At 69.2% G+C, this 24570-nt stretch carries 20 protein-coding genes; 6 read left to right on the top strand and 14 right to left on the bottom strand.

Translation table 11 applies throughout. The features are described from left to right. Positions 1-57: 57 nt before the first annotated feature. The 7 genes from trxA to ACFQZ6_RS18225 all read right to left on the bottom strand — a co-directional run bounded on the left by trxA (position 58) and on the right by ACFQZ6_RS18225 (position 9903). The gene (gene trxA / locus ACFQZ6_RS18255) at positions 58-390 is read right to left on the bottom strand and encodes a thioredoxin (RefSeq protein WP_381610364.1); all 333 of its coding nucleotides are present in this window, start codon (positions 388-390) and stop codon (positions 58-60) included. Positions 391-430: 40 nt separating this feature from the next. Then, positions 431-1399, bottom strand: a complete 969-nt coding sequence (trxB, locus tag ACFQZ6_RS18250) for a thioredoxin-disulfide reductase (protein WP_381610361.1) — start codon at positions 1397-1399, stop codon at positions 431-433. A gap of 137 nt (positions 1400-1536) precedes the next feature. After that, a complete protein-coding gene (locus ACFQZ6_RS18245; protein ID WP_381610358.1) occupies positions 1537-2466 on the bottom strand; it encodes an anti-sigma factor family protein in 930 nt (309 codons plus the stop codon). Further along, positions 2463-3188: an RNA polymerase sigma factor SigM gene (gene sigM / locus ACFQZ6_RS18240; protein ID WP_381610355.1), complete on the bottom strand. Its 726-nt coding sequence runs from the start codon at positions 3186-3188 to the stop codon at positions 2463-2465. The genes ACFQZ6_RS18245 and sigM overlap by 4 nt, the downstream gene beginning before the upstream one ends. Before the next feature lie 24 nt (positions 3189-3212). Beyond that, complete coding sequence (locus tag ACFQZ6_RS18235; protein WP_381610352.1) at positions 3213-4937, bottom strand: serine/threonine protein kinase; 1725 nt, start codon at positions 4935-4937, stop codon at positions 3213-3215. Positions 4938-5074: 137 nt separating this feature from the next. Further along, positions 5075-7447, bottom strand: coding sequence for a murein biosynthesis integral membrane protein MurJ (murJ, locus tag ACFQZ6_RS18230; protein ID WP_381610350.1), 2373 nt, complete (start codon positions 7445-7447; stop codon positions 5075-5077). 44 nt (positions 7448-7491) lie between these two features. Further along, positions 7492-9903 (bottom strand): DUF6049 family protein, encoded by a 2412-nt coding sequence (locus ACFQZ6_RS18225; RefSeq protein ID WP_381610348.1) that lies wholly within the window; start codon positions 9901-9903, stop codon positions 7492-7494. Between the two features lie 228 nt (positions 9904-10131). On the opposite strand from ACFQZ6_RS18225, the gene ACFQZ6_RS18220 reads away from it, so the two are divergent. Further along, entirely contained in the window at positions 10132-11574 is a 1443-nt protein-coding gene (locus ACFQZ6_RS18220; protein ID WP_381610345.1) for a CCA tRNA nucleotidyltransferase, read from the top strand. A gap of 100 nt (positions 11575-11674) precedes the next feature. On the opposite strand, the gene ACFQZ6_RS18215 is transcribed toward ACFQZ6_RS18220, so the two are convergent. The 4 genes from ACFQZ6_RS18215 to ACFQZ6_RS18200 all read right to left on the bottom strand — a co-directional run bounded on the left by ACFQZ6_RS18215 (position 11675) and on the right by ACFQZ6_RS18200 (position 15470). After that, entirely contained in the window at positions 11675-12199 is a 525-nt protein-coding gene (locus tag ACFQZ6_RS18215) for an LppU/SCO3897 family protein (RefSeq protein ID WP_381610342.1), read from the bottom strand. Positions 12200-12308: 109 nt separating this feature from the next. Beyond that, positions 12309-13586 (bottom strand): MFS transporter, encoded by a 1278-nt coding sequence (locus ACFQZ6_RS18210; protein ID WP_381610339.1) that lies wholly within the window; start codon positions 13584-13586, stop codon positions 12309-12311. A 78-nt stretch (positions 13587-13664) separates the two neighbouring features. Continuing rightward, the gene (locus ACFQZ6_RS18205; protein ID WP_381610336.1) at positions 13665-14747 is read right to left on the bottom strand and encodes an inositol-3-phosphate synthase; all 1083 of its coding nucleotides are present in this window, start codon (positions 14745-14747) and stop codon (positions 13665-13667) included. Between the two features lie 45 nt (positions 14748-14792). Then, positions 14793-15470, bottom strand: a complete 678-nt coding sequence (locus ACFQZ6_RS18200; RefSeq protein ID WP_381610333.1) for a PadR family transcriptional regulator — start codon at positions 15468-15470, stop codon at positions 14793-14795. A 374-nt stretch (positions 15471-15844) separates the two neighbouring features. On the opposite strand from ACFQZ6_RS18200, the gene ACFQZ6_RS18195 reads away from it, so the two are divergent. Both ACFQZ6_RS18195 and ACFQZ6_RS18190 read left to right on the top strand, forming a co-directional pair. Next, positions 15845-18538 (top strand): transglycosylase domain-containing protein, encoded by a 2694-nt coding sequence (locus ACFQZ6_RS18195; RefSeq protein ID WP_381610330.1) that lies wholly within the window; start codon positions 15845-15847, stop codon positions 18536-18538. A gap of 114 nt (positions 18539-18652) precedes the next feature. Then, complete coding sequence (locus ACFQZ6_RS18190) at positions 18653-20167, top strand: glycosyltransferase family 87 protein (protein ID WP_381610327.1); 1515 nt, start codon at positions 18653-18655, stop codon at positions 20165-20167. 122 nt (positions 20168-20289) lie between these two features. On the opposite strand, the gene ACFQZ6_RS18185 is transcribed toward ACFQZ6_RS18190, so the two are convergent. From ACFQZ6_RS18185 to ACFQZ6_RS18175, 3 genes are all read right to left on the bottom strand, one after another. Next, entirely contained in the window at positions 20290-21321 is a 1032-nt protein-coding gene (locus tag ACFQZ6_RS18185; protein WP_381610324.1) for an alanine racemase, read from the bottom strand. Between the two features lie 74 nt (positions 21322-21395). Then, positions 21396-22517, bottom strand: a complete 1122-nt coding sequence (gene femX, locus ACFQZ6_RS18180) for a peptidoglycan bridge formation glycyltransferase FemX (RefSeq protein WP_381610321.1) — start codon at positions 22515-22517, stop codon at positions 21396-21398. A gap of 185 nt (positions 22518-22702) precedes the next feature. Then, the gene (locus ACFQZ6_RS18175; RefSeq protein WP_381610318.1) at positions 22703-23017 is read right to left on the bottom strand and encodes a hypothetical protein; all 315 of its coding nucleotides are present in this window, start codon (positions 23015-23017) and stop codon (positions 22703-22705) included. Positions 23018-23312: 295 nt separating this feature from the next. On the opposite strand from ACFQZ6_RS18175, the gene rpsF reads away from it, so the two are divergent. The 3 genes from rpsF (at position 23313) to rpsR (ending at position 24569) form a co-directional block, all read left to right on the top strand. Beyond that, positions 23313-23603 carry a 30S ribosomal protein S6 gene (rpsF, locus tag ACFQZ6_RS18170; protein WP_018566239.1) on the top strand — a complete coding sequence of 97 codons (291 nt, stop codon included), beginning with the start codon at positions 23313-23315 and terminating at the stop codon, positions 23601-23603. A 75-nt stretch (positions 23604-23678) separates the two neighbouring features. Then, positions 23679-24257: a single-stranded DNA-binding protein gene (locus tag ACFQZ6_RS18165; protein ID WP_381610315.1), complete on the top strand. Its 579-nt coding sequence runs from the start codon at positions 23679-23681 to the stop codon at positions 24255-24257. A gap of 75 nt (positions 24258-24332) precedes the next feature. Continuing rightward, positions 24333-24569 (top strand): 30S ribosomal protein S18, encoded by a 237-nt coding sequence (gene rpsR / locus ACFQZ6_RS18160; RefSeq protein WP_003949403.1) that lies wholly within the window; start codon positions 24333-24335, stop codon positions 24567-24569. Position 24570 lies beyond the last annotated feature (1 nt).

Genomic DNA, 24570 nt, shown 5'->3' with positions numbered 1-24570 from the left:
GGGAGCGGCCCCTTCGTTGTTTCACGTGAAACATTGCCGTCGGCTCGACGGCGGTGATCACTCGGCGATGAAGTCCTCAAGGTCGCGGAGGATCGCGGCCTTCGGCTTGGCGCCGACGATGGTCTTGGCGACCTCGCCGTTGGTGTAGACGTTCAGCGTCGGGATCGACATCACGCCGTACTTCGCGGCCGTACCGGGGTTCTCGTCGATGTTGAGCTTGACGATCTCGATCTTGTCGCCGTGCTCCTTGGCGATCGCCTCAAGGGACGGCGCGATCTGGCGGCACGGCCCGCACCAGGCGGCCCAGAAGTCCACCAGGACGGGCTTGTCGCTCTTGAGGACGTCCTGCTCGAAGGAGTCGTCGGTCACGTTCTTCAGGGTGCCGGCCACGGCGGGCTCCTTAACTGGTTGTTGCGTGGGGTGATGAGGGTCAGACGGTGGTCTTCTCGGGCTCGGCCATCTCCTCGTCCGCCAGGGCGGCGAGGAAGCGCTCGGCGTCCAGAGCGGCGGAGCAGCCGGTGCCCGCGGCGGTGATCGCCTGGCGGTAGGTGTGGTCGACGACGTCACCGGCGCCGAAGACACCCGTCAGGTTGGTCCGGGTCGAGGGGGCGTTGACCTTCAGGTAGCCCTCCTCGTCCAGCTCTAGCTGGCCCTTGAAGAGTTCGGTGCGCGGGTCATGGCCGATTGCGATGAACAGGCCCGTCACCGGGAGGTCGGACAGTTCGCCGGTCTTGACGTTGCGCAGCTTCAGGCCGGAGAGCTTCGGGTCGCCCTGGATCTCGGCGACCTCGCTGTCCCAGACGAAGGTGATCTTCGGGTCGGCGAAGGCGCGCTCCTGCATCGCCTTGGAGGCGCGCAGGGTGTCGCGGCGGTGCACGATCGTCACGGACTTGGCGAAGCGGGAGAGGAAGGTCGCCTCTTCCATCGCGGTGTCGCCGCCGCCGATGACGGCGATGTCCTGGTCCTTGAAGAAGAAGCCGTCACAGGTGGCACACCAGGAGACACCACGCCCAGAGAGCGCGTCCTCGTTCGGCAGCCCGAGCTTGCGGTGCTGGGAGCCGGTGGCGACGATCACGGCCTTCGCCTGGTGGACCGCGCCGGAGGTGTCGGTGACGGTCTTGATCTCACCGGTCAGGTCGACGGAGACGATGTCGTCCGCCACGAGCTCGGCACCGAACCGCTCGGCCTGGGCCCGCATGTTGTCCATCAGCTCGGGGCCCATGATGCCGTCCTGGAAGCCGGGGAAGTTCTCGACCTCGGTGGTGTTCATCAGCGCACCGCCCGCGGTGACGGCACCCTCGAACACCAGAGGCTTCAGCGACGCGCGCGCGGTGTAGAGCGCCGCCGTATAACCGGCGGGCCCGGAGCCGATGATGATCACGTTACGGACGTCGCTCACGGCTTGATTCCTCGTCTCTGGACTGAATCGTTCGACCGGTGGGAGTCTCGTTCCGGACTCTCACCCCACCCAACGGATCCTAAGGGGCGCACATTCCCGCTGTGTCCGGGCACACGAAGAAGCGCGGGAGGGCGAGATCAGGAACGCGGGTACGAGTGCTTCAGGAGCACCCTGGCCTTCACCGAAGCCTGATCCACACAGGTCGCGTCCACGAGGTAGGCGGTGACCCGGCTGGGGTCGGCGTCATCCGGGAGCACGACGAGCAGAGCGCGCGTCCCCTGATAGGTGCCTTCCTTGGCGGCCAGGGCCGCTTCCGGACCGTCGAGGGTCTGCTGGACGCACTCCGGGATGATCACCGTCGTCTCTTTGAACAGCTCGGTGGCCCCGTTGGTCGGGGAGCTGGGTGCGGACTCCACGCCGAAGCCGCCAGGCGAACGGACGCCACCTCGACGGTTCTGCTTCTCCGCGAGGAGATCCGCGACCTGTGTCTCTAGCTGTCCCTCAGAGAAGGTGTCCGCCGAGGTGGACTGCTCGCCCTGGGCGCTGGTGTCCGGCTCGCCGCCGCTCAGTGACGACCACAGGACGCCGCCCAGCCCGAGGGCGGCAGCCGAGAGGACGGCGCCCAGCACAACGTTCCTGCGGCGGCCCCCGCGCTTGCGGTCCTTGCGCCCAGGGCCGGTGGAGGAGGTACGGGCATGTCCGGCCGGGCGGCCGACGGACGATGTTTCACGTGAAACACGCGCGCTGTCGTCCGCGCCGGACGGGGCGCGGGAGGCTTCGACGGGTGTGCCGTCCAGAGCCTCGGGCGCCGTGGCGTTCAACAGCGCCTCAGCGGCGAGGGCGGCGTCGATACGCCCGGCCACCTCGGCGGGCATGGGCGCGGGGCCCGGGAGAGTGCCGAGCAGGCCGCGGATCTCCTTCAGCGAGATGTGGACATCCGCGCAGAGTTCGCACTCCTCCAGATGCCGCCGTACGGCGGTGGTCCGGTCCGGGGGGAGCAGGCCCTCGGTGAGGTCGGAGATCTCGGCGACATCAGGGTGCTCCGCCGCGTCCGTCGTGGATGTCACGCTCGCCCACCTCCGCCCTTCACAGAAGCTGAATCACTTGACCCGGAATCTCGCGGCCCGTCGTCACGCGGCCCCGCTGCCGGTGGGACGGATGCCCCCTGCGTCCGGTTCCGTCGCTCACCCGATGGTGTGCCGCTCCCGGCCTTCTCCGGCCGCAGATGGGTGAGCAACGGCAGCAGTCTTGCCCGGCCCCGGGCGCAGCGGCTCTTCACGGTGCCGACCGGCACATCGAGGACGCGGGCCGCTTCGGCGACGGGGTAGCCCTGCATGTCCACCAGGACGAGGGCGGCCCGCTGGTCCGCCGGGAGGGTGCCCAGTGCGGCGAGGAGCTGGCGGTGCAGGTCGTTGCGCTCGGCGGGGGCCGAGGCCGACTCGTGTGGCTCCAGGAGCTGCTCCAGCCGCTCGGTGTCGTCCACCGGCGAGGTCTTCCGGGAGGCCGCCTTGCGGGCCCGGTCGAGGCAGGCGTTCACCGTGATCCGGTGCAGCCAGGTCGTGACGGCCGACTGGCCGCGGAAGGTGTGGGCGGCCCGGTAGGCGGATACCAGGGCGTCCTGGACGGCGTCAGCGGCCTCCTCGCGGTCCCCCAGCGTCCGCAGCGCCACCGCCCACAGCCGGTCGCGGTGCCGCCGCACCAGCTCCCCGAACGCTTCGTGGTCGCCCTTGACGTGCCGGGCGAGGAGGTCCTGATCGCTCACATCGCCGTACGCGATGTCCTCTGCCATCGGGCCCCCTCGCCTTCGGCCGACTCAGCCCGTGAACTTCAGGTCGGTGATGGCCTGCTTGTAACCCGCGCTGCTGTACCCGTCCGTGGGCGCGTTCGGGACGGCCGTGATCCACAGCAGCACGTACTGGGTCTTCACCGCCTTCGGCGCCTTCATGGTGAGAGAGGTGCCGCTCGTGGTGGCGGTGCCGATCTTCGTCATTCCGTCGACGCCCGTCGACGGGGTAAGGGAGTCGGTGGCGTAGAGGGTGGCCGTCGTGTGGTCACCGCCGTACCGGAGCGCTATTGACGCGGCGGATACCTCCTTGGCCGAGCCGAGGTCGTAGACGATGCCCACGCCCGGCTTGTAGGGAGCCAGCTCCGGACCCTCGTTGTAGCGCTTGGTGCGCCAGAACGTGGAGCTGTCGCCGTCGTACGTGTTGCCGACGTCCTCGGCGGCCTGGGCGTCGCCGCTGGCCACGTACTCCTGCGCACCCTCGATCGCCAGGGGCTTGGTGGGCTTGGGCTTCTCGTTGCCCTTGTCGTTGTCGTCGGTCGTCTGCGTCTGGTTGGTGTCGTCGGCCTTGTCGCCCTGCTGCATCAGGGCGTCGGCCAACTGCCAGCTACCCAGGCCCAGTGCGGCGATCAGCAGCGCGGAGACCGCCCACTTCAGCGCCTTGCCGGTACGGCTCTGGAGCGGGGGTGGCGGGGACGGCACCGGCTGGGTGGCGCCGGGTGGCGCGGTGCGGCCGTAGGTGCCCTGCTGGTAGGTGGTGCGCTGGTACTCGGGCGGCGCGGTGAACGCGGGCTCCGGCGGGCGGATGCGGGGCATCTCGCCGATCGCCTTCACCAGGTCCTCGGGCGTGGTGCACGCCGATTCATGGCGGGAGGCGGTCGCGCCGTCGTTGACGAGCGCGCGCATCGCCAGCTCCGACAGCCCACGGTGCACCCCGGCACGCACCTGGTCGGGGGCGATAAGACCGACGTCCTTCGGCAGCCCTGACAGGCCGTAGGCGTCGCTCTCGTACGGCCAGCGCTGGGTGAGCGCCGCGTACAGCAGGGCGCCGATCGCCTCGGTGTCGGTGCGCTGTGGGGTGTCCGAACTGATGCCGCGCAGCGCGGCGTTGACGGCGAGGCCGCGGATGCGCCACTGGCCGGTGGAGGCGCGCAGCACGGCGTTGGGGTTGAGCCGGAGATGGGCGAGGCCCTCGCGGTGCGCGGCGGCCATGGCGGCGGCCACCTGGCTGACCATCTGGTAGGCGTCGTGCGGCTCCAGCGGACCGGCGGACAGCAGCGTGGTCAGCTCGGTGGCGTCGGGCAGCCATTCGTGGACGACGTAGACGAGGTCGTTCTCCTCGACCGCGTCCAGCACCTGGACGAAACGGGGGTCGCCCAGCAGGGCGGAGGAGCGGGCGGCGGCGAGCACGGAGCGGGCCCGGGAGTGATCCGCGGGCAGGACGTGGACGCCGACGGCGCGGCGCAGTTTCTCGTCGACCGCGCGCCAACTGCTGAAGCCGTCCAGACGGGTGACGCACTCCTCCAGGCGGTACCGTCTGGCGAGCTTGTGACCGCTGTGCAGTTCCGGCGGTGAGGTCTTACCGGGACCGCTGGTCCCGTCCCTCCCCTGTGCCTCGTCGTTCTTCGTGTTCCGCTCCAGGTTCTGGGCCACCCCGTCGGCCGTGGACTGGTCCGCCTGATCCGCCTTGGCGGTCAGCGGCTCGTCGCCGCTGTTGTCTGCCACGTCGACGGCAGCCGTGCTCCGTTCCGCCACCGTCGTTCCTGCCTCCCCATCCGTTGCGCGCCGTTCGACCTCGTGCGCGCCGTCCGACGCCGAAACCAATTGTGCCCACAGACCGCCGCTATGCACGACACACGATGGCGGACGATGGTTGTGCGCATACCCCCGCGTCAGCGCCCCAGACGCCCACGGACCATGCCGACGAGCGAGTTCAGCTCCTCCACACGCATCCGCCGGGCACCGACGAAGAAGACCGCGAGCAGTACGAGACCACCGGCCAGCAGCGCGGCGAAGGAGCCCGCGACGCCCTGGCCGAGTACCTGGGTGATGCCGTAACAGGCAGCGCCGGCGAGCAGGGCCGCGGGGATCGAGGCGATGCTCAGCCGGGCGTAGGTGCGCAGTACCCGCGCCCCGTCGAGGTCGCCGCCCAGCCGCCTGCGCAGCCGCTGCCAGGCGACACCGACGCCGATCACGTAGGCCAGGCCGTACGAGGCGGCCATGCCGACCACGGCCCAACGGGCCGGGAGCAGGGCGAAGCAGAGCGCTGAGGCGCCCGCGTTGACGGCGGCCACGATGACCGTGTTGTAGAAGGGCGTGCGGGTGTCCTCGTAGGCGTAGAACGCGCGCAGGACGACGTACTGCACGGAGTACGGGATCAGGCCGAGGCCGAACGCCATCAGCATGTAACCCATGTTGGTGGCGGCGTTGCTGCCCGAGGAGCCGAAGATCAGGGTGCACATCGGGACGCCGAGGGCGACGAACCCGAAGGCGAGCGGCACGATCGCGACGGCCGTGGTGCGCAGACCCTGGGAGATGTCGTCGCGGACGGCGCCGCCGTCGTCCTCCGCGGCCGAACGGGAGATCCGGGGCAGCAGGGCCGCCATCAGGGAGACGGTGATGATGGCCTGCGGCAGGCCCCAGATGAGCTGGGCGTTGGCGTAGGCGCTGAAGCCGGTGCCGGGGATGTTGGTGTCGGCGACGGCCGCGGTCGCGAGCTGGGTGACGACGAGGGCGCCCGCCTGGTTGGCGAGGACGAACAGGATCGTCCACTTGGCGAGCATCGCGGCCTTGCCGAGGCCGTGGCCCTTCCAGTCGAACCGCAGCCGCAGCCGGAACCCGGTCTCGCGCAGGTACGGGATCATGGCCAGCGCCTGGACGACGAGGCCGAGGAGGATGCCGATGCCGAGGAGTTGCTGGCCCTCCACCGGGATGTTGGTGACCTTCATGCCGGAGTGCTCGGCGGAGCCGTACACCCACAGGAACATGGCGAGGGTGACGATGATGACGACGTTGTTGAGGACCGGCGTCCACATCATCGCGCCGAACCGACCACGGGCGTTGAGGATCTGACCCATCACCACGTGGACGCCCATGAAGAAGATGGACGGCAGGAAGTAGCGGGTGAAGGTGATGCCGACCTCGTTGGCCGCCGGGTCCGTCGCCACCGAGTTCGACAGGGCGCGGACCAGCAGGGGCGCCGCGAACATCGCGATCAGGGTGAGCAGGCCCAGAGCCACCATGACGAGGGTCAGCAGCCGGTTGGCGTACGCCTCGCCGCCGTCCTCGTCGTCCTTCATGGCGCGCACCAGTTGGGGTACGAAGACCGAGTTGAGGCCGCCGCCGACGGTCAGGATGTAGATCATCGTCGGCAGTTGGTAGGCCACCTGGAAGGTGTCGCCGAGGAGCGCGGTGCCGAGGGCCGAGACGATCAGCGCCGAGCGGATGAAGCCGGTCAGGCGGGACACCATCGTGCCCGCCGCCATCACGGCGCTCGACTTCAGCAGTCCGGTCGCCCGTCCGCCCTTCCTCGGCGCGGACGCGGGCAGGGGCTCGGAGGGCTCGGCGGCGGGGGGCGGCACCGACGCCGTGGGGGCGGGCGCGGGCGCCTGGGGCGCGCCAGCGTAGGGACCCGTCGCGTTGTACGGGCCTGAGCTGTACTGACCCGCCTGGTAGGGGTCCGCCTGGTAGGGGCCCGGCTGGTACGGGCCCGCCCCGGACGGGTCCGCCGGTCCCGGGCCCATACCCGGCTCGGCGGCCTGGCCCGGTACCCCGGGATACCCCGTCGGCTGGTGCGTCCCGCTCTGCTGCTGGTCCCTGAACAGGTGCGCGAAGGCGTCCGGCTGCGGCTGCTCCCCACCGTACTGGCCGACCAGGTCGTCCACGCCGACGTACTGCGTGCTGCGCGGGTCGTCGCCGTACGGCAGGTACTGCGTCGGCCCCTCCGGCTCGGGCGCCGGGGTCTGCGCCCAGACGCGCGGGTCGGGGGCGTACGGCGAGGGCGGCGGCTGGGCGTACAACTGCTGCGGAGGCGGATAGGTGCCCGGGGGCGGCGGGGGGTGCGCGGCGCGGTCGTACAGCGCCTCGGCGACCGGGTCCTGCGCCGAGAGGTCCTGGGACTGGTACGGGTCCTGGTCGTAGGCGTCCTGGAGGTACATGTCCGCCGGGTGCTGCGGCGGCACCTGGCCGTGCTCGGGCGGCGGGCCCTCGGGATGGCCCGGGTCGCCCGCGGCCTGGCCACGGTCACCGTCGTACGGCGCGTTCATGCTTACTCCACCTCATCGGTCCCGGCCCCACCGGCCTCGGTGTCTCAACGGTCCACTCTCTCACCCGTCCCGGACGGGTCGGGGCTTTCCGTTGCGGTGTCCGGCCCAGGGTCACTCGGCTGCTCCGGGTCGCCTGCCCCGGCTCGCGCGCCGGACTCCTGTGTGTGACGGTCCGCGGGGTCCTCGGGGTTTCGTGGATCGCCGGTGGATTCGTCGTCGCCGTCGTTCGCGTCGTCCGGGACGTCCGTCTCGTCCTCCGCGGCCCTGCGGGCGGCGGCGCGCTTGCGCTGGGTGTACATGCGGAAGCCCGCGAGGACGAGCAGCAGCACACCGCCGCCGATGACCAGCATCACAGTGGCCGTGACCTCGGTGACCTTCACGTCGAACGTGACCGGCGTGCCGTACGCCTGCCCGTCCTCGGTGAACAACTGCGCCACCACCGTGACCCGGCCGTTGGCGTTGGCGGACGTGGGGAACTTCACCGACTGACTGTGTCCGCCGGAGACCGTGACGGGCACCTCGGAGTAGGTGTTGCCGCCGATCTCCAGACGCGTCGGGCTGGTCGAGGTGAGCCGCAGCACCAAGCGGTCGACGCCCTGCACCAGGTTGTTCTGCACGGTCACCGGGATGGTGGCGCTGCGCCCGGAGAGCTTGGTCTCCGACTTGTCGATCAGTCTGACCTGGCCGATCAGGTCGTCGAGGTAGCTCTCCACACCGGCGCGGAAGATGGCCGCCTCGGAGGCCCGGCCGCGCCACGAGGTGGACATCTCACGGTTGATGGCCCGGCCGAACGGGGTCACCACCCGGGTCTCGTCGGTGAGGATCACCTTGAAGTGGTCGAGCTTCTCCTGCGTGGTCGCGATCTGGTCGAACGTCGCCCGCGGCAGTTCGTGCTTGCGCAGCGACGAGGGGTACGAGGAGCGGGAGGGCACCTTCGTCGTGGCCGCGGGGTCCGGCTTGGCCTCCGCGGTGGCGGTGAGATCCTGGGCCTCGGTCCAGGTGCCGTCCTGGAGGGCGCTCACCGCCTTGGCCATCGCGCGCGCCTGGCTCGCGGTCGGCATCCGCGGCGGGGCGACGACGATGCTGCGCTGCTTGTTCGTCTGGAGGTTCAGCGCGAGGCTCTGCGCCAGGAACCGCTGCACGGCGAGTGCGGTGGTGGACGCCTTCGTCAGGTCCCCCTGGAACGCCGTCGACATCCGGGAGTCCGCGACCACCGCCGTGGTGCCACCGCCGATCGGGCGGGCCGCGGACGGCGTGTAGGGCAGACCGCCCGTCTCCTCCAGGCTGTCGCTGCGCGCGATCACCTTGTCGGCTCCCGCGGAGGTGGCGACCTTGACGATCGACGGGTCCACGGCGCCGTTCAGCGGCCAGGCGAAGTCGGTACTCGGGGTGACGTGCAGCACGGACCGCACGGTGGTGGCGGCGACGTCGGTCGCGGCCTTGAGGTGGCTCAGCGAGCCGGGGACGTTCGTGCCGTTGTGGGCGAGGGAGGCCAGGTCGGGGTCGCCGAACGGCAGGGCGACGACCTCCTTGCCCGCCACCGCCCGCTGGAGCTGGGCGAGCCACTTCCTGGCGACGGCCTGGTGGGTGCCGGAGACGGTGGTGTCGCCCTCGGCCTGGATCTCGTAGCCGCGCGTCATGGCGTCCACGGTCGCCAGCAGGTCCGGGTCGATCACCCAGGTGACGTCGAGGGAGCTGCCCAGCGACACCAGCTGCTCCAGACGGCCGCCCGCGGAGATCTCCTTGGCGAGGTCGTCATCGCTGAAGATCGGCGTCTGCTGCTCGTTCGACCCCGTCTCCGCCGTCATGTGGGAGGCGGCCATGAGCGGCCACAGAACGGTCGTCTTCGTCGACGTGTCGGGCTCGTCGGGCTGCCACGGCAGGAAGGTGCGCTGGATACCGAGCACCTGCTCCCAGGGCTGCGCGGACGTCTCACCGGACAGGGAGACCCCGAGCTGGTAGACGCCGCTGCCGTCGAGGTCCAGGTCGTCGACGGGAACGGAGATGCTGAAGCGCTGGGCGACGCCCGGGGTGAGCTTGGCAAACTCCTGGTCGGGGGCGTCGTCGACCTCTGTACCGTCCGTGCCGGGGACGTAGTCGGTGCGCTGGGAGACGCTGTCGATCTCCGAGCGCGTGGTCAGCTCGGGACCCAGGCGCAGATCGACGTGGGCGTCCGTGATCGCCTGCTTGCCCTTGTTCGTGACGGTGCCGGAGACGGTCAGGGTGTCGCCCTCGCCGGGGACGGCGGGGCTGAGCGAGTCAAGGGCGATGGCCACGGTGCGCGAGCCGGAGGCCGCCTTGGCGGAGGTCTGCCCGGCGGCATTCGCGGTCTGGGGGGCGGGAAGCTGGAGCAGAGCGGCCAGCAGGGGGACCCCGGCGATCAGTGCTGCGGTGCGCCGCAGCCTGGGGCGGGCAGGTGAGGGACCGGTCCCCTGGAAGTCTGCCGCCTCGGCCACGCCCTCGCCCGTCCCTCGTCGTCGTCAGTGGTCGTCGGAATGTGCGTCCACGCATGGTAACGATGCCCGCTGAGGGGAAGTGCCGCGGACCGTGTCACAAGATCGTAGGAGCTGGACCGCCGACCTGTATACGCGCCTCTGCAGGGGAACGCGCGGTTGGCGGAGAACGTGGGCGTACGCCGTTAAGGGCGCGCTCGCCGGTGTCCCGGCCACGTACCCTCTCTTGTTGTGCCGAACGCCAACGAAGACAAGCTCAGTGTCCTGAACCAGGTGCAGCGCCGTGCGGTAGACGAGCCGCTGACGGTCGCACCCGTCGCCGACGACCTCGCGCGCCGCTTCGCCGCGGCCGGATTCTCCCTGGCCCTGGTCGGCGGCTCGGTCCGGGACGCGCTGCTCGGCCGACTCGGCAACGACCTGGACTTCACCACCGACGCCCGCCCCGAGGACGTACTCAAGATCGTGCGACCCTGGGCGGACGCCGTGTGGGACGTCGGCATCGCCTTCGGCACGGTCGGGGCGCAGAAGGACGGCTACCAGATCGAGGTCACCACCTACCGCTCCGAGGCGTACGACCGTACCTCGCGCAAGCCCGAGGTGGCCTACGGCGACTCCATCCAGGACGACCTGGTCCGCCGTGACTTCACGGTCAACGCGATGGCGGTGGCACTGCCGGAGAAGACGTTCATCGACCCGCACGGTGGGCTCGACGACCTCGCGGCGCGGGTGCTGCGCACCCCGGGCACACCAGAGGCGTCCTTCTCGGACGATCCGCTGCGGATGATGCGGGCGGCGCGGTTCGCCGCGCAGCTCGACTTCGAAGTGGCTCCCGAGGTCGTCACGGCCATGACGGAGATGGCCGGACGGATCGAGATCGTCTCGGCCGAGCGGGTCCGGGACGAGCTGAACAAGCTGATCCTGTCCGCGCACCCCCGCAAGGGCCTCGCCCTGCTCGTGGAGACCGGCCTCGCCGACCGTGTGTTGCCGGAGCTGCCCGCCCTGCGGCTGGAGAGCGATGAGCACCACCGGCACAAGGACGTCTACGACCACACGCTGATCGTGCTGGAGCAGGCGATCGCGCTGGAGGAGAACGGCCCCGACCTGACCCTGCGGCTGGCGGCGCTCCTGCATGACATCGGCAAGCCGCGCACGCGACGGTTCGAGAAGGACGGCCGGGTCTCCTTCCACCACCATGAGGTGGTCGGCGCGAAGATGACCAAGAAGCGCATGACGGCGCTGAAGTACTCCAACGAACTGGTGAAGGACGTCTCGCGTCTGGTGGAGCTCCACCTGCGCTTCCACGGCTACGGCACCGGCGAGTGGACCGACTCCGCCGTCCGCCGCTATGTGCGGGACGCCGGGCCCCTGCTCGACCGGCTGCACAAGCTGACCCGCTCCGACTGCACGACCCGCAACAAGCGCAAGGCCGCCGCGCTGTCCCGGGCGTACGACGGTCTGGAGGAGCGCATCGCCCAGCTCCAGGAGCAGGAGGAGCTGGACGCGATCCGTCCCGACCTCGACGGCAACGAGATCATGCAGATCCTCGGTATCAAGCCCGGCCCCGCCGTCGGCAGTGCCTACAAGCACCTGCTGGAACTGCGGCTTGAGCACGGTCCGATGGGGCACGACGACGCGGTGGCGGCACTGAAGGAGTGGTGGGCCCAGCAGAGCTGAGGCTGTGGAACGAGGTCATGTTTCACGTGAAACATGACCTCCCCAGAGATGTGAAGAGGGCCGGTGTTTCACGTGAAACACCGGCCCTCTCCCTGTGTGCTTACTTCTTGTAGTCCTTCAGGCAGAGCAGGAAGTTCGAGCCGTCACCGGACTCGGTGTAGACGTACTCGAAGTCCTTGGCCTCGGTCTCGCACTTGCTCTGGGCGGTGATCCCGCTGTAGTTGCCCTTCACCTTCGCCAGCACCTCGTACTGGGCGTCGGACGAGCTGCAGTCCACGACCTCAAGGTCCGGGTTGTTGTCGTCGCTGCTCCCGCGGTGCATACAGTCACCGACGGCGGCCGTGTTGGCGTCGTCCTGGCTCGATATGTAAGCGCCGACCGCCACACCGACGACGATCACGGCCACGACGATGTTCTTGATCGTCTTGAAGCTGAGCTTGCGACGCGGCTGCTCCGGCGGGACCGGGGCGTACGGCGCGGTGGCCTGCTGCGGGAAGCCAGGCTGGCCGCCCTGGGGCGGGTACGGAGCCTGGGGCTGGCCCTGGGCGAAGGGATTCTGGCCCTGGGGCTGGCCCTGAGGCTGGTTCTGTGCGAACGGGTTGCCCTGGGACGGCGGAGTAGACACTTGGGGGTCCCCCTTGAACATAGGTGCGTGGCGCGATGACGTCGCGCGATAAGACCCACGTAAGTTATCGGCCTCCACTGACAACTCCGCGGCCGGATACGGCTCTGTGTCACTGATGTGACACTCTGCGGCGTTCAAAGCGGGCCATAGCCACCGCAACCGCTCCGTAGATAACGGCCACCGTTACCACCAGCGGGGCCGAGCGGCCGTCCGGCGGGAGCATCAGCGCGGCCATTCCGGCGGCGCCGACGAAGGCGATGTTGAACAGGACGTCGTAAACGGAGAAGATCCGGCCGCGGAAGCCGTCCTCGACCGAGGACTGCACGACGGTGTCCGTGGCGATCTTCGCGCCCTGTGTGGTCAGTCCCAGGACGAAGGCCGCGACCAGCAGCGGAACGGTGGCGAACGGCAGCCCGAGGGCGAGTTCCAGGACCGCGGCAGCCGCCGAGCACGCCACGATCCAGCGGCCGGGGCCGAGCCGGGTCGCCGCCCACGGCGTCACCACGGCCGCCGCGAAGAAACCGGCGCCGGACACGCCCAGCGCCAGCCCCAGCAGGGCGAGCCCCTCGTCCGTGTCGGAGGTCAGGGCGTAGCGGCACAGCATCAGCACCGTCACCGTCAGGGCGCCGTAGCAGAACCGCATCAGCGTCATCGCCCCCAGCGCCCAGGCGGCCTCCCGGCGCGGCGGCGCGGCGAGGTGCCGTACCCCCGCCACCAGGTCCCGGGCGGTCCCGGCGATGGCCCCCACCAGATGGGGCTGCACACGGTCCAGCTCGGGCCCGAGCGCCGCCACCGCGATCCGCAGCGAGGCGAGGGCCGCGCACAGGTACAGGCCCGCTCCCAGCAGCACCACGGCGGCGTCGGAGTCCGAGACCAGCAGCCGTACGACGAAGGCGAGGCCGCCGCCCGTGGTGGCGGCGAGCGTGCCCGCGGTCGGGGAGAGCGAGTTGGCCATCACCAGCCGCTCGGCGTCGACGACACGCGGCAGCGCGGCGGAGAGCCCCGCGAGGACGAAGCGGTTGACGGCGGTGACGCACAGGGCGGAGACGTAGAAGAGCCAGTCCGGGACCCCGCTGATGATCAGCGCGGCCGTCACCGCGGCGAGCGCGGCGCGCAGCAGATTGCCGTAGAGGAAGATCTGGCGGCGGCGCCAGCGGTCGAGCAGGGCGCCCGCGAAGGGGCCCACCAGGGAGTACGGCAGCAGCAGGACCGCCATCGCGGAGGCGACCGCGGCGGGCGAGGTCTGCTTCTCGGGCGAGAAGACGACATAGGTGGCGAGGCCGACCTGGTAGACCCCGTCGGCGCCCTGGGAGAGCAGTCGTACGGCGAGCAGTCGCCTGAAGCCTCGGAAGCGCAGCAGGACGCGTAGATCGCGGACGACGGCCATGGGCACAGCCTCACATACCGAAAGAGTCCCCGGGTGTGCGACCCGGGGACCCTCAACAGCTCACAGGACAGCGCCTGGTCAGCGGTCGACCTCGCCCTTGATGAACTTCTCGACGTTCTCGCGGGCCTCGTCGTCGAAGTACTGGACCGGCGGGGACTTCATGAAGTACGAGGACGCCGACAGGATCGGGCCACCGATGCCGCGGTCCTTGGCGATCTTCGCGGCACGCAGGGCGTCGATGATGACACCGGCGGAGTTCGGGGAGTCCCAGACCTCGAGCTTGTACTCCAGGTTCAGCGGGACGTCGCCGAACGCACGGCCCTCCAGACGGACGTAGGCCCACTTACGGTCGTCGAGCCAGGCCACGTAGTCGGACGGGCCGATGTGGACGTTCTTCTCGCCCAGCTCCCGGTCGGGGATCTGGGAGGTGACGGCCTGCGTCTTGGAGATCTTCTTGGACTCCAGGCGGTCACGCTCGAGCATGTTCTTGAAGTCCATGTTGCCGCCGACGTTCAACTGCATCGTGCGGTCCAGGATGACGCCCCGGTCCTCGAACAGCTTCGCCATGACGCGGTGCGTGATGGTGGCGCCGACCTGCGACTTGATGTCGTCACCGACGATCGGGACGCCCGCCTCGGTGAACTTGTCCGCCCACTCCTTGGTGCCGGCGATGAAGACCGGGAGGGCGTTGACGAAGGCGACCTTGGCGTCGATGGCGCACTGGGCGTAGAACTTCGCCGCGTCCTCGGAGCCGACGGGCAGGTAGCAGACGAGGACATCGACCTGCTTGTCCTTGAGGACCTGGACGACGTCGACCGGGGCCTCGGCGGACTCCTCGATGGTCTCGCGGTAGTACTTGCCGAGACCGTCGAGGGTGTGGCCGCGCTGGACGGTGACGCCCGTGCTGGGCACGTCGCAGATCTTGATGGTGTTGTTCTCGGAGGCGCCGATGGCGTCCGCGAGGTCGAGGCCGACCTTCTTCGCGTCGACATCGAACGCGGCGACGAACTCCACGTCACGGACGTGGTAGTCGCCGAACTGGACGTGCATCAGGCCGGGGACCTTGGTCGCCGGGTCGGCGTCCTTGTAGTACTCGACTCCCTGCACCAGCGACGCGGCGCAGTTTCCGACGCCGACGATGGCTACGCGAACCGAACCCATTCCGGTTGCTCCCTGTGTGTACTCGGTGAGGCCCTGACAGGGACCTCACGTGGCGGTGTCGTCGGGCGTATCCGGCCGGGGTTCGTCCCCGGGCCGGGGCAGGCCGCCCGTCGCTCCAGATGTGGTGTCCTGCTGAGCGGACCCCCCGGTGGCGGAACCTCTGAGGTCCCGCCCGGCCCGCTCGCTCTCGATCAGCTCGTTCAGCCAGCGCACTTCGCGCTCCACGGACTCCATACCGTGGCGCTGGAGCTCAAGGGTGTAGTCGTCGAGGCGCTCCCGGGTGCGGGCCAGGGAGGCGCGCATCTTCTCCAGGCGCTCCTCCAGCCGACTGCGGCGGCCCTCCAGTACGCGCATCCGTACGTCGCGTGAGGTCTGCCCGAAGAAGGCGAACCGCGCGGCGAAGTGCTCGTCCTCGTAGGCGTCGGGGCCCGTCTGTGAGAGCAGTTGCTCGAAGTGTTCCTTACCTTCTGCCGTCAACCGGTAGACGATCTTGGCCCGACGACCCGCGAGGGTGGCGGCGGGCTCGGAGACGTTCCCCGGTTCCTCGATCAACCAGCCGTTGGCGACCAGCGTCTTGAGGCACGGGTAGAGCGTCCCGTAGCTGAACGCGCGGAACACACCCAGTGATGTGTTGAGTCGTTTGCGCAGTTCATAGCCGTGCATCGGAGATTCGCGGAGCAGGCCGAGTACGGCGAACTCAAGAATCCCGGAACGCCGGCTCATCGTCGCCTCCTCTCTGCCGCGGGGATCCCGTGACGGTCTTTATGTCGCGCTGATGTATCGACTCGATACATCCAGACGATAGAACGCCGCTCCTGGTGCGACAAGGGGGAGGACAGTGAACGGCGTCACATCACTGATTCGTCTGAAGCAAGTTGCCGGATTTGGGGTGAACTTCGGGCCTAGACGGGTTTACAGGCTGCGTAGTCTGTGCGCCATGCACACCACCGGGAACCGAGTTGCGCCAGGGGGCGTCCCTGTCCCCGGTGCAGTACGGGTGAATGCGGTAACGACCGCATCCGTACTTCGGGGGGACCGGAAACCAGCCGCCGTTTCCAGGCGCGCAGAGGTGCGCCTGCCCGAGGAGTAATCGTTCGATGAGCGAGCACCGTCGCAAACCGCCGCAGCCGCAGGGAGGCGGACGTGCCGCGGCCCGACGCGGCCAGTCCGGCCCGGCCTCCGGCCGACGCGCGGCACCGCGAGGCGCCACCGGGTCTCCTTCCGACTCCTATGGGTCGGGTACCCACGGGGGTGAGGAGCGCCCCTACGGTGGTCGCGCCGAAGCCCGCCGCGCAGCGCAGAGAAGCGGAGGGGGCCGCCGCAGAGGCGCCGAGCCGGGACGCGGCGGCAGGCGCGCCGCTCCCGGTGGCCGTGCCGCTGACCCCGGGAAGAAGCGGCTCATCGACTACCCGCGCGCGGGCCGGTACGGCTGGCGCCGCTGGGTGCCCTCCTGGAAGCTCGTCTCCGGCCTGAGCCTCGCCTTCTTCGGCAGCCTCGTCGCCATCGCGGGCGTCGGCTACGCCATGGTGAGCGTCCCCAAGGTCGCCGAGACGGCGACGGCCCAGAACAACGTCTACTACTGGGCCGACGGATCCGAGATGGTGTCCACCGGCGGGGAGACGAACCGGCAGATCATCAACCTGTCGCAGATCCCCAAGGAGATGCAGTACGCCGTCGTCTCCCAGGAGAACAAGACCTTCTACACCGACAGCGGCATCGACCCGAAGGGCATCGCCCGCGCCATGTTCAACATGGCCCGCGGCGGCGACACCCAGGGCGGCTCGACCATCACCCAGCAGTACGTGAAGAACGCGATGCTGGACGACCAGTCGCAGACTGTCACCCGCAAGTTCAAGGAACTGTTCGTCTCCATCAAGGTGGGCGCGTCGGTCTCCAAGGACGACATCATGGCCGGGTACCTGAACTCGGCCTACTACGGCCGCAACGCCTACGGCATCCAGGCCGCTGCCCGCGCCTACTTCAACAAGGACGCCATCGACCTGAACCCGGGTGAGTGCGCGTTCCTGTCGGCCATGCTCAAGGGCGCCACGTACTACGACCCGGCCGGTGCCACGTCCATCGACCCGGTCAACGCCACGCCCGAGAAGAACAAGAAGCGGGCCGAGGTCCAGATGCAGGACACGCTGGACAAGATGGTCGAGCTGGACCACCTGGACGCCGCGACCCGGGCCAAGTACACGAGCCTGCCCAAGGTCAAGAACCCCCGGGCCAACACCGCGCTCAGCGGCCAGACCGGCTACCTCGTCGACCTGGTCAACGCCTACCTGGTCAACAACAGCGACAAGACCCACATCACCGAGCGCAAGCTCCGGGAAGGCGGCCTGTCGATCCACACGACCTTCGACAAGAAGAAGGTCGCGGCGCTGGAGAAGGCCGTCAAGAAGGTCGAGAAGGCGAACATCGACCCCAAGAAGCGCCCGGACACGGACACCCACGTCCAGTTCGGCGGAGCCTCCGTCGACCCGGCGACCGGCGCCATCGTGGCGATCTACGGCGGCAAGGACGCCACCCAGCACTTCACCAACAACGCCGATGTCACCGGCGCCCAGGTCGGTTCGACGTTCAAGCCCTTCGTGCTCGCGGCGGCGATGAAGTGGGGTGTGCGGGACCCCGACCTCGGTGAGGTCCAGGCCCAGGACGAACGCACCGTCGTCTCCCCGAAGAGCCTGTACAGCGGCAAGAACAAGTTCAAGATCAAGAACTACGACGGGAGCGTCTGGCACGACGAGGACGGCAAGGAGTGGCTCCAGGTCAACGACGGTGACGAGTCGCGCGGCAACCCGCCCGACTACAAGATCGACCTCCGTACGGCGATGCAGTACTCCGTGAACTCCGCCTTCGTACAGCTCGGCATGGACGTCGGCCTGGACAAGGTGAAGGAGGCGGCTGTCTCGTCGGGCATCCTGGAGAGCAGCCTGGCGGGCGCGAACTTCCCGTCGTTCTCCATCGGCACCTCCGACCCCAGCGCCATCCGGATGGCGGGTTCGTACGCCACCTTCGCCGCCAGCGGCAAGCAGCGGGCCCCGTACTCCGTCACCAAGGTGACCAGCAAGGACGGTCCCATCTTCACCCACGAGGTGGAGACCGAGCAGGCGTTCACCTCCCAGGTGGCCGACAACGTCACCGACGTGCTGAAGACCGTCGTGGAGGCCGGTACGGGTACCAACGCCAAGCTCCCCGGCCGCGACGTTGCCGGTAAGACCGGTACCACGGACGACAACAAGTCCGCCTGGTTCGTCGGCTACACGCCGCAGCTTTCGACGGCGATCAGCATGTTCCGGTACCCGGACGACGAGAGCATCAAGAACCGTACGTTCCTGAAGATGTACGGAACGGGTGACCAGGAGTCGATCCACGGTGCGTCGTTCCCCTCCGAGATCTGGCAGGCGTACATGTCCGAGGCGCTGAAGGGCCAGCCGGTGAAGCGGTTCCCCAAGCCGGAGCCGATCGGCGAGGTCGTCAACGACGAGGAGTCCGCGAGTCCGTCGCCCTCGGTCACCGAGACGGAAGAGGAGAGCCCGACCCCGACTCCGACGCCCACCAAGACCAAGCACAACACCCCGACGGCGACCCCTCCGACCGAGACCTGCGATTCCTGGTGGGGCTGTGGGGACACCGGCGGCAACGGGAATGGCAACGGCGGCGAGACGGGCGGCACGGAGGAGACCACGACACCTCCGCCGTCATCGAGCGAGACCACCGGCGAGGAAACCGGCGGGAACGGAAACGGCAATGGGAACGGAGGCCTCTTCGGAGGCGACACCACTTAGCCGTCATATGACCCGGCACGGGTGTTTCACGTGAAACACGGCGAGGGCCGCCGCACCGACCCAGGTGCGGCGGCCCTCGCCGTGTTCCCAGACGGGTACGGCAGGATGAGCCCCATGCCCAGTGCAGAGACGACACAAGCGAGCGCACGCCGGTCCGACCTGGTGCAGCCCACACGGGCCGACGAGGTCGCCGCGAGCGGCAGTGAGCTGATCGGCGGTCCCATCGGCAGGCACGCCCTGCTGGGGACGTCCTGGTGGACGCCGGTACGGGTGATCGCGCTCGTGGCGATCGGCATGTTCGCCCTCGGCCTGGTCCAGAAGGCGCCCTGCTACAACGGCGGCTGGTTCTTCGGCGCCAGCTCGCAGTACACGCACGCCTGCTACTCGGACATCCCGCACCTCTACAACGGCCGCGGCTTCGCCGACGGGCTGGTGCCCTACTTCGACCGGCTCCCCGGCGACATGGAGTACCTCGAGTACCCGGTGCTCACCGGCGTCTTCATGGAGGTCGCCGCCTGGCTCACCCCGGGCAGCGGCAGCATCCGGGACCAGGAGCAGTGGTACTGGATGGTCAACGCCGGGATGCTGATGGTCTGCGCGGCCATCATCGCCGTCTGCGTCTCCCGCACCCACGCCCGGCGCCCCTGGGACGGTCTGCTGGTCGCCCTGGCCCCCGCCTTCGCGTTGACCGCGACCATCAACTGGGACCTGCTGGCCGTCGCCCTCACCGCCGCCGCGATGCTGATGTGGTCACGCGGGCGCTCGCTGGCCTTCGGCGTCCTGCTGGGGCTCGCCACGGCCGCCAAGCTGTACCCCTTCCTCCTCCTCGGCCCTCTGTTCGTCCTGTGCTGGCGGGCAGGGAAGTGGCGGGAATTCGGCAAGGCGTTCGCGGGCGCGGCCGTCGCCTGGCTGGTCGTGAACCTGCCGGTGATGCTGCTCGCCTTCGACGGCTGGTCGAAGTTCTACACCTTCAGCCAGGAGCGCGGCGTCGACTTCGGCTCCTTCTGGTTGATCATGGCCCAGAACTCCAGTAACCCGATGAGCACCGAACTCGTCAACGCGCTCGCGATGTTCCTGGTGCTGCTGAGCTGTGCGGGCATCGCGGCCCTCACCTTCACCGCCCCGCGCCGACCACGCTTCGCTCAGTTGGCCTTCCTGATCGTCGCCGCGTTCATCCTCACCAACAAGGTCTACTCGCCCCAGTACGTGCTGTGGCTGGTGCCGCTGGCCGTCCTCGCCCGGCCCAAGTGGCGGGACTTCCTGATCTGGCAGGCGTGCGAGGTCGCGTACTTCCTCGGCATCTGGATGTACCTCGCGTACACGACCAGCGGCGACGCCCACAAGGGACTGCCGACCGACGGCTACCACTGGGCCATCGGCCTGCACCTGGTCGGCACGGCGTACCTGTGCGCCGTCGTCGTACGGGACATCCTCATGCCGGAGCGGGACGTGGTGCGCCGGGAGGGCGACGACGATCCCTCGGGCGGTGTCCTGGACGGAGCCGAGGACGTGTTCGTCCTCGGGACTCTGGCCCGTCCGCCCCGGCACGCGGCGCCTCTCGGGGAGGGGCCGCAGGTGAACTGGGGGGAGCCTGCCGACGGGCCCGGCCCTTCCACGGCCGGTCAGTGACGCGGGAGACGGCGAAGCGGCGCCGCTGACATGGTGCCGGTGATGTTGTGCGCGGCCCTTCGGCCCGCTCGGCTCACCGGCGCCCCTCGTGCGTCAGCGGTCCACCAGGGGCGGGTGGTGCCTCAGCGGTCCACCAGGCGGTCGAACTGCGTCGTGGTGTGCCGGAGATGGGCCACCAGCTTGTCGCCCACCTTCGGCTCCGGCGCGTCCGCGGGCACGAACAGGATCGAGACCTGCATGTGCGGCGGCTCCGCGAACCAGCGCTGCTTGCCGCCCCAGACGAACGGCGAGAGGTTCCGGTTGACCGTGGCCAGACCGGCCCGTGCGACGCCCTTGGCGCGCGGCATGACGCCGTGCAGCGCCTTGGGGGCCTCCAGCCCCACCCCGTGCGACGTTCCGCCCGCCACGACCACCAGGAAGCCGTCTGAGGCCGCCTTCTGCTGCCGGTAGCCGAACCGGTCACCCTTGGCGACCCGGGTGACGTCCAGGACGGCGCCCCGGTACTCGGTGGCGTCGTGGTCCCCCAGCCACAGCCGCGTGCCGATGCGGGCGCGGAAGCGGGTCTGCGGGAACTGCTGCTGGAGCCGGGCGAGTTCCTCGGCCTTGAGGTGGCTGACGAACATCGTGTGCAGCGGCAGCCGGGCGGCGCGCAGCCGGTCCATCCAGCCGATGACCTCCTCGACGGCGTCGGAGCCGTCGGTACGGTCCAGCGGCAGATGGATCGCGAAGCCCTCAAGACGGACGTTCTCTATGGCGGCGTGCAACTGCGGCAGGTCCTGCTCGCTCACCCCGTGCCGCTTCATCGAGGACATCACCTCGATGACCACGCGGGCCCCCACCAGGCCGTACACGCCGTCGACCGACGACACCGACCGGATCACCCGGTCCGGCAGCGGCACGGGCTCCTCGCCGCGCCGGTACGGCGTCAGCACCAGCAGGTCACCGCCGAAGAAGTCCTTGGTGCTCGCGGCCTCGTACGTCGTGCCGACCGCCAGGACGTCCGAGCCCAGCCGCGTGGCCTCCTCCGCCAGCCGCTCGTGGCCGAAGCCGTAGCCGTTGCCCTTGCAGACCGGGACGAGCCCCGGAAACTGCTCCTGCACGTGCTTGTGGTGCGCCCGCCAGCGCGCGGTGTCGACGTAGAGCGTGAGCGCCATGGCCGGACCTGGAACCTTTCTCGTGGCTGCGGTGTATCAGAGGTATGGAAGCTATGGAACCAAACGGCCGCGGCTCAGCGGCGCGACATGTAGATGTCGAGCGCCTTGTGGAGCAGCTTGTTGAGCGGGAAGTCCCACTCGCCGAGGTACTCGGCGGCCTCACCGCCCGTGCCCACCTTGAACTGGATCAGACCGAAGAGGTGGTCGGTCTCGTCCAGCGAGTCGGAGATGCCCCGCAGGTCGTAGACGGTGGCGCCGAGGGCGTAGGCGTCCCGCAGCATCCGCCACTGCATCGCGTTCGAGGGCCGGACCTCACGGCCGATGTTGTCGGAGGCGCCGTAGGAGTACCAGACGTGCCCGCCGACGACCAGCATCGTCGCCGCGGCCAGGTTCACCCCGTTGTGGCGGGCGAAGTACAGCCGCATCCGGTTGGGGTCCTCGGTGTTGAGGGCCGACCACATGCGCTGGAAGTACGACAGCGGGCGCGGCCGGAAGTGGTCGCGCACGGCGGTGATCTCGTACAGCCGCTGCCACTCCTCCAGGTCGTGGTAGCCGCCCTGGACGACCTCCACGCCCGCCTTCTCCGCCTTCTTGATGTTGCGGCGCCACAACTGGTTGAAGTTCTTGTGCACCTCTTCCAGCGACCGGTTCGCCAGCGGCACCTGGAAGACGTAGCGGGGCTGCACGTCGCCGAACCCGGCGCCGCCGTCCTCGCCCTGCTGCCAGCCCATCCGGCGCAGCTTGTCCGCCACCTCGAAGGCGCGCGGCTCGATGAAGTCGGCCTCGATGTCCCGCAGCCGCTTCACGTCCGGGTCCTGGATGCCCTTCTTGATGGACCCGGACTCCCAGCGCCGGATCACCACGGGCGGGCCCATCTTCACGGAGAACGCGCCCTGCTGCTTGAGGTGGGCCAGCATCGGCTGGATCCAGTCGTCCAGGTTCGGCGCGAACCAGTTGATGACCGGGCCCTCGGGAAGGTAGGCCAGATAGCGCTTGATCTTCGGGAGCTGCCGGTAGAGGACCAGGCCGACGCCGACCAGCTCGCCGGTGCGGTCGTCGAACCAGCCGAGGTTCTCGGAGCGCCACTCCGCCTTGACGTCCGCCCAGGCCGGGACCTGCATGTGGCTCGCCGCCGGCAGGCTCTGGATGTAGGCCAGATGCTGCTCGCGACTGATGGTCCTCAAGGTCAGGCTCATTCGGGGCGCTCCTCGGGCTGGTGTGTCCCCATGGGGTCAGGGGCTCCGGCTCTCGCGCCGAAGCCTACTGCGCCCAGGGAGCGCCCTGACTGGGCACACGGCACCTTTGCCCCGGGCCATGGCCTACCGGAGTACACCGGGGCGTTACGGGAGGACGGCGTCCGCGGGTCCCGGACGCCGCCGCGTCAGCCGACGACGCCGCCGAAGAGCCCGCCGTGTGCCATCCCGAGGAAGAAGCCGACGGCCGAGGCGCCGAGTCCCAGGATCAGGCCGAAGCGTTCGCGGGTCGTCTCCGAGACCCACTGCCCGTACGCGCCCGTCAAGATCCCCAGCAGGCCCGTCCAGGAGCTGAGGAGATGCAGGTCGTGGAACATCGCCGAGACGAAGGCCGTCACTCCGAGCACCAGCGTCACCGCGAGCAGGGTGTCCTGGAGCGGATGACGCCGGTCGTCCGTGGCGAACAGGGAGCCGGCGGTGTTGGGTCGCATTGCCTGTGCCATGGGGCACCTCCTGCGGAAGACGGCGCACTGTAGCGCCATACACACCCGATGTGTACAGATTGACTGCCTTCCCGGGTGGATTTCAACCGGAAGCGGTCGTGCGGGTAGGCTGTACCGTCTGCACCGGTGTCTGCCCACACCGAGTCGGCGACGCGTCAGGTACCCGTCCCGACCGACCTGGGAAACCGCCTACCGACCCCGATTGTCAGTGGCGGCCGATACCGTTGCGTACGCATCACAACCCTCCTGCCACGGAACGACCGTGGCCGCTGAGTCCAAAGGAGGTGGGTTCCACATGCGTCACTACGAGGTGATGGTCATCCTCGACCCCGACGTCGAGGAGCGCGCTGTCTCCCCGCTGATCGAGAACTTCCTTTCTGTCGTCCGTGACGGCGGCGGCAAGGTCGAGAAGATCGACACCTGGGGTCGTCGTCGTCTCGCGTACGAGATCAAGAAGAAGCCCGAGGGCATCTACTCGGTCATCGACCTTCAGGCCGAGCCTGCGGTCGTCAAGGAGCTCGACCGCCAGATGAACCTGAACGAGTCGGTCCTCCGGACCAAGGTCCTCCGTCCCGAGACCCACTGAGCTTCCGCTCAGCAGATCTCGGGTTTCGAGTAGCAGCACCAGCAGCCAGCAGCAAACCCGCCGAGAGGTTCCCCCATGGCAGGCGAGACCGTCATCACGGTCATCGGCAATCTTGTCGACGACCCCGAGCTGCGCTTCACCCCCTCCGGTGCGGCGGTCGCGAAGTTCCGTGTCGCGTCCACTCCCCGCACCTTCGACCGTCAGACCAATGAGTGGAAGGACGGCGAGAGCCTGTTCCTGACCTGCTCGGTCTGGCGTCAGGCGGCGGAGAACGTCGCGGAGTCGCTTCAGCGAGGTATGCGCGTCATCGTGCAGGGCCGCCTGAAGCAGCGGTCCTACGAGGACCGTGAGGGTGTCAAGCGCACGGTCTACGAGCTGGACGTCGACGAGGTCGGCCCCAGCCTGCGCAATGCCACGGCCAAGGTCACCAAGACCAGCGGTCGCGGCGGCCAGGGTGGCTACGGCGGCGGTGGCGGCCAGCAGCAGGGCGGCGGCTGGGGCGGCGGCCCCGGCGGTGGCCAGCAGGGCGGCGCTCCCGCCGACGACCCGTGGGCGACCGGCGCACCCGCCGGTGGCCAGCAGGGTGGCGGCGGTGGCTGGGGCGGCGGCTCCGGCGGCTCCGGTGGCGGCTACTCGGACGAGCCCCCCTTCTAGACCTTCGGGTCCCGGCCCCTGGAGGGCCGAGGGCGGGCCGTAACCCAAACTTCTTGATCACACAGGAGAAACACCATGGCGAAGCCGCCTGTGCGCAAGCCGAAGAAAAAGGTCTGCGCTTTCTGCAAGGACAAGGTCACGTACGTGGACTACAAGGACACGAACATGCTGCGGAAGTTCATTTCCGACCGCGGCAAGATCCGTGCCCGCCGCGTGACCGGCAACTGCACGCAGCACCAGCGTGACGTCGCCACGGCCGTCAAGAACAGCCGTGAGATGGCGCTGCTGCCCTACACGTCCACCGCGCGCTAAG

Origin of the sequence: Streptomyces flavalbus (assembly GCF_042674625.1) — a bacterium.
Taxonomy (GTDB): Bacteria; Actinomycetota; Actinomycetes; order Streptomycetales; family Streptomycetaceae; genus Streptomyces; species Streptomyces flavalbus.
This window is presented reverse-complemented; position numbering and strand designations above follow the sequence as displayed.